Origin of the sequence: Nakamurella sp., assembly GCF_048594475.1 — a bacterium.
Lineage (GTDB): Bacteria > Actinomycetota > Actinomycetes > Mycobacteriales > Nakamurellaceae > Nakamurella.
Window position 1 is genome coordinate 1 of the sequence record NZ_JBMDXT010000319.1, and the last position, 4686, is coordinate 4686.

Consider the following 4686-nt stretch of genomic DNA (forward strand, 5'->3'; position numbering starts at 1 on the left):
TCACAGCGGATCCGCCGCCGGTTGATCCGGCCCCACACCGCGCCGACCCCGGGCATCGTCGGTGGGACCACTCGACCGGACCGGCCCCCGACCACCTCGATCCGACCGGTTCGACCAACCGACGCGACCACCCGACGCGACCAACCGACATGACCAACCGACCGACATCCAGGAGGACCCGTGCCCACCCTGACCGCCCCCGCCGCGACCGGCCTGTCCGGCTCGTTCGACGACCAGCTGGCCGGGCGCCTGCTGCACCAGCGCATCGTCGTCCTGGGCCAGCAGGTCGACGACCCGATCGCCAACCGGATCTGCGCCCAGCTGCTGCTGCTGTCCGCCGAGGATCCGCGGGCCGACATCAGCCTCTACATCAACTCCCCCGGCGGCTCGGTCTCCGCCGGGCTGGCCATCTACGACACGATGCGGCTCATCCCGAACGACGTCAGCACCCTCGCGATGGGGCTGGCCGCCAGCATGGGCCAATTCCTGCTCACCGCCGGCACGCCGGGCAAGCGGTTCGCCCTGCCGCACAGCCGGATCCTGATGCACCAGGGTTCGGCCGGCATCGGCGGGACCGCGGTCGACGTGCAGATCCAGGCCGAGAACCTGGAGTACGTCAAAGGTCTCATGACTCGGCTGACCGCCGAACACACCGGGCAGGACGAGGCCACGATCGACCGGGACGCCGACCGCGACCGGTGGTTCACCGCCGCGCAGGCGGTCGACTACGGCCTGGTCGACGGCATCCTGCGGACGACCTCCGACATCCGGCCCGCCGCCGACCGGCACCGCATCGGGCTCGGCCCGAGCGAGCCGGTACGCGGACCCCACAGCCGCCCCGCCGGCGGTCCGGGGGTCGTGGGCCCGTCCGCCGCGGCCGGAACGGTGGCGTGACCGCGATGGGCCACTACACCGTCCCCACCGTCATCGAGAAGACCACCAGCGGCGAGCGGGCCGTCGACGTGTTCAGCCGGCTGCTGTCCGACCGCATCATCTACCTGGGCACGGAGATCGACGACGACGTCGCCAACGTCGTCGTCGCCCAGTTGCTGCACCTGGAGTCCGACAACCCGGACGCCGAGATCGGTCTGTACCTCAACTCACCGGGGGGCTCGATGACGGCGATGACCGCGATCTACGACACGATGCAGTTCGTGCGCGCGCCGGTGGCCACGACCTGCATCGGCCAGGCCGCGTCGGCCGCGGCGATCCTGCTGGCCGCCGGCGCCCCGGGACGCCGCGCCGTGCTGCCGCACACCCGAGTGCTGCTGCACCAGCCGTCCGTCGGCGGGGGCCAGGGGCAGATCTCCGACCTGGCCCTGCAGGCCCGCGAGCTCCTGCGGGTGCGTGAGGAGATGGAACAGGTGCTGGCCCGGCACACCGGCCAGGACCCGGCGACGCTGCGCCGCGACACGGACCGCGACAAGATCTTCACCGCGCCTGAGGCAGTGGCCTACGGGCTCGCGGACATGATCATCAGCAGCCGGCAGCCCGCCCTGGCTCGGCCCGCCTGATCCGCCTGATCTGGCTGATCCGCGGAGCCGGCGACGCGCCTGGCGGTTGCGTCGCTGACGGTGCGCCGGGCGGGGCGCCGGGCCGGTGCGCTGATCCAAGTGCCACTGTCGCGGACACATGTCCGCTTCGGCGGGCCTTCGATCAGCGCACGGCGCACCGCCCGGACCGGCGCGGCCGGCCTGGTGCGGACGTGATCGGGGCGGCGGCCACGCCGGCGGCCGATCCCGCACGGCCTGATTGCCCGGTCGATCAGGCCGCGAGCAGGACCGGGCCGGTCGGCGCGGCCCCGGCCGCGCCCATCGTGGTGGCGCACCGGCGGGCGTACTCGGCCAGGCTCAGGCCGAGCGATCCGGTGGCGGCGGCCAGCATCTCGGACGACGCCTCCTTGCGGCCCCGTTCGACGTCGGACAGGTGTTGCACGGACATCCCGGCGCGGCCGGCGACATCCGCCAGCGTCCGCCCCTGCCGTTGCCGCTCGGCCCGCAGGACGCCGCCGGACACCTCGCGCCACAACGGATCACGCCGGGTATCGGGCCGCCGGGACCGGGCCGATTCCGGCCGGACGACCGGCTCCGACCGGACCGCACCTGGACGAACGGTCGGCTCCGGCGCAACCGCCGGCCGGCGGGCCGACCGTTCCCGCGCCAAGGAGATGAGCTCACCCACGATCGCACTCCCGCCTGTCGATTCGTTCGTGCCGCCGACGGTACGGCGACACCCCGCCGTCCGCACCCATGAGCGCACCCATGACGAACGGCTGTTCGCGACGGGCGCAACGGCCCTGGCCCGCCCCCGTCAAAAGTGATATCACTTAGATATCCACTTTCGCCGCACGACGAGGGGGCGCCCCATGATCGACACCCAGCAGGCCGCGATCGACCCGCAGGTCGAGCCGCCCGCCTCGACCCCGGTCGGCCACTCCGGAATTCGCGTGGACCTGGACGAGCACCCCGCCTGGGCGGTCAGCGGGTTCCTCGCCCTGCTGGGCGCGCTCGCCATGCTGGGCGTCACCGTGTGGCAGGTCATCGGGGTGGTCGACGCCGCCCAGCGCGGCGCCGCGCCGACCACCCCGTTGTCCATCGCGATCGTGGCGTTCGTCCTAATGCTGCTGCTGGTGATCCCGATGGTCGTCATCGCCCCCGGCGAGACCCGGGTCGTGCAGTTCTTCGGCCGGTACATCGGGACCGTCCGGCGGACCGGCCTGACCTGGGTCGTGCCGCTGTCGACCCACCGCCGGGTGTCCGTCCGCGTGCGCAACTTCGAGACCAACACGCTCAAGGTCAACGATGCCGACGGCAACCCGGTGGAGATCGCCGCGATCGTCGTCTGGCAGGTCGCCGACACCGCGAAGGCCGTGTTCGCGGTCGAGGACTACGAGAGCTTCGTGAGCGTCCAGTCCGAATCGGCGTTGCGCCACGTCACCACGACGCACCCCTACGACGACTCCGACGAGCACGCCACGTCGCTGCGCGGGTCGACCGACGTCGTTTCGGCCGAGCTGGCCCACGAGGTCGCGCAGCGCGTCTCGGTCGCCGGGGTGGAGATCATCGAGGTCCGGATCAGCCACCTCGCCTACGCCGCCGAGATCGCCCAGGCGATGCTGCAGCGGCAGCAGGCCGGCGCGATCGTCGCCGCCCGCAGCCGCATCGTGGACGGCGCGGTCGGCATGGTCGAGATGGCCCTCGACCGGCTGGAGCGGGAGGAGGTCGTGGTCCTGGACGACGAGCGCAAGGCCGCCATGGTCTCCAACCTGCTGGTCGTCCTCTGCGGCGACCAGAAGGCCACCCCGGTGGTCAACACCGGCTCCCTGTACACCTGAGCGGGTGGCCGATCAGACGGGACGCTCCGCGGAGCGGCGCGCGATGCTGCTCCGGCTCGACCCGGCCGTCCACGACGCCATCGCCCGCTGGGCGGCCGACGACCTGCGCAGCGTGAACGCGCAGGTCGAGGTCCTGCTGCGGCGGGCGCTGGCGGACGCCGGGCGGGCGCCGGCCAACCCGGCACCGATCCCCCGACGCGGCCGACCGCGCGCGGTCCCCGAGCCCGGGGCGGACACCGCCGGCTGACGCCGGCGGCCCGGGCCACCGCCACCGCCACCGCCACCGCCACCGCCACCGCCACCGCCACCGCGATCATCCGCTGCGGGTGACGCGCCCGGGCCGGTTGCTGCCGCAGAATGCCCCGGTGTCTGAGTCATTCCGGCCCGTTCGGGTCACCCCCGACGACCGTCGGCCCGTCGCCCGGAGGGCATCGCGATGAGCACCTTGGCCTGGATCATCTTCCTGATCCTGATCCTGCCGGCCCTCGGCCTGCTGATCTGGATCATCATCGCCGCCTCGCTGGTCCGGGTGCCGTCGGGCAGCCTGGGCCTGGTGATGTCCCGGGGCAAGGCCACGGACCGCACCCTGCCCCCCGGCAGCCACTTCGTCTTCGCGCTGCGCCGGGTGATCATCGAGGAGTACCCCTCGGTCGAGCTGGCCTACCGGGCGGACGGGCTCGGGGACAACGAGCAGGTCGGGTTCAAGCGGAGCCTGGGCGACCGGCGGGTGAGCCGGGGGTCGTTCGACCGGCTGGAGGTGTCCGGCCCGACGCTGCCGGTGACCCTGGGCGACCGGACCGAGGCGACGGTCGTGGTGACCGTCCGGTTCCAGCTGCTGCCCGAGAACCTCAAGCAGGTACATGAGCGGTACGGCCCCAACGGCGTGTTCGGCGTCGTCCGGGACGTCAGCACCCGCGCCGTGCTCAGCACGCTGGCCGAGCACCACGACGGGATCGAGCAGTTCTTCGGCGCGCAGCGGCGCGACTGCGAGCAGCGGCTGGCGACGGCGGTGCGGGACGCCTTGGAGTCGGACGGCATCTCGATGACCGGCTTCGTGCTGGGCTCCGTCGACCTGGGGCGGACGGGTGAGGTCGTCCAGGCCACCGTGCGCGCCCGGTACGAACTGGAGCGTGAGCGGGCCGAGGCCGAGACCCGGACCCTGCGCGCCCAGAACGACGCCGACCTGCAGAAGCACGTCACGCCGAGCGACGACGCCTGGCGCTACCGGGAGACCGACCTGTGGCGCGAGCTCGTTGCCCGGACCGAGGGGCTCAACGTCGCCGTCGCGGCGCGCCCGCTCCCGCCGGCCGGCCCCCTCGCCGGCTCGGCCGCGGACCCCGCGGCCGGGCCGG

Annotated in this window: 6 protein-coding genes; 5 read left to right on the forward strand and 1 reads right to left on the reverse strand. The window is 73.2% G+C overall.

What is annotated here, in order from left to right; genetic code table 11:
* Positions 1-180 precede the first annotated feature (180 nt).
* Both ACOJUF_RS14485 and ACOJUF_RS14490 read left to right on the forward strand, forming a co-directional pair.
* Complete coding sequence (locus ACOJUF_RS14485; protein ID WP_420122536.1) at positions 181-894, forward strand: ClpP family protease; 714 nt, start codon at positions 181-183, stop codon at positions 892-894.
* A 5-nt stretch (positions 895-899) separates the two neighbouring features.
* A complete protein-coding gene (locus ACOJUF_RS14490; RefSeq protein WP_420122540.1) occupies positions 900-1514 on the forward strand; it encodes a ClpP family protease in 615 nt (204 codons plus the stop codon).
* A 250-nt stretch (positions 1515-1764) separates the two neighbouring features.
* On the opposite strand, the gene ACOJUF_RS14495 is transcribed toward ACOJUF_RS14490, so the two are convergent.
* Positions 1765-2016 carry a helix-turn-helix domain-containing protein gene (locus tag ACOJUF_RS14495; protein WP_420122537.1) on the reverse strand — a complete coding sequence of 84 codons (252 nt, stop codon included), beginning with the start codon at positions 2014-2016 and terminating at the stop codon, positions 1765-1767.
* A 349-nt stretch (positions 2017-2365) separates the two neighbouring features.
* Here ACOJUF_RS14495 and ACOJUF_RS14500 point away from each other — a divergent pair, with 349 nt between their 5' ends.
* The 3 genes from ACOJUF_RS14500 to ACOJUF_RS14510 all read left to right on the forward strand — a co-directional run.
* Complete coding sequence (locus tag ACOJUF_RS14500) at positions 2366-3334, forward strand: SPFH domain-containing protein (protein WP_420122538.1); 969 nt, start codon at positions 2366-2368, stop codon at positions 3332-3334.
* 43 nt (positions 3335-3377) lie between these two features.
* Positions 3378-3581 (forward strand): hypothetical protein, encoded by a 204-nt coding sequence (locus tag ACOJUF_RS14505; RefSeq protein ID WP_420122541.1) that lies wholly within the window; start codon positions 3378-3380, stop codon positions 3579-3581.
* Positions 3582-3770: 189 nt separating this feature from the next.
* On the forward strand, positions 3771-4686 hold a 916-nt coding region (locus ACOJUF_RS14510; protein ID WP_420122539.1), incomplete at its 3' end, for an SPFH domain-containing protein.

Excerpts from the sequence above, each read along its gene's own strand:
- ACOJUF_RS14490 (WP_420122540.1), top strand. The coding sequence starts at position 900 with ATGGGCCACTACACCGTCCCCACCGTCATCGAGAAGACCACCAGCGGC.
- ACOJUF_RS14500 (WP_420122538.1), top strand. The coding sequence starts at position 2,366 with ATGATCGACACCCAGCAGGCCGCGATCGACCCGCAGGTCGAGCCGCCC.
- ACOJUF_RS14505 (WP_420122541.1), top strand. The coding sequence starts at position 3,378 with ATGCTGCTCCGGCTCGACCCGGCCGTCCACGACGCCATCGCCCGCTGG.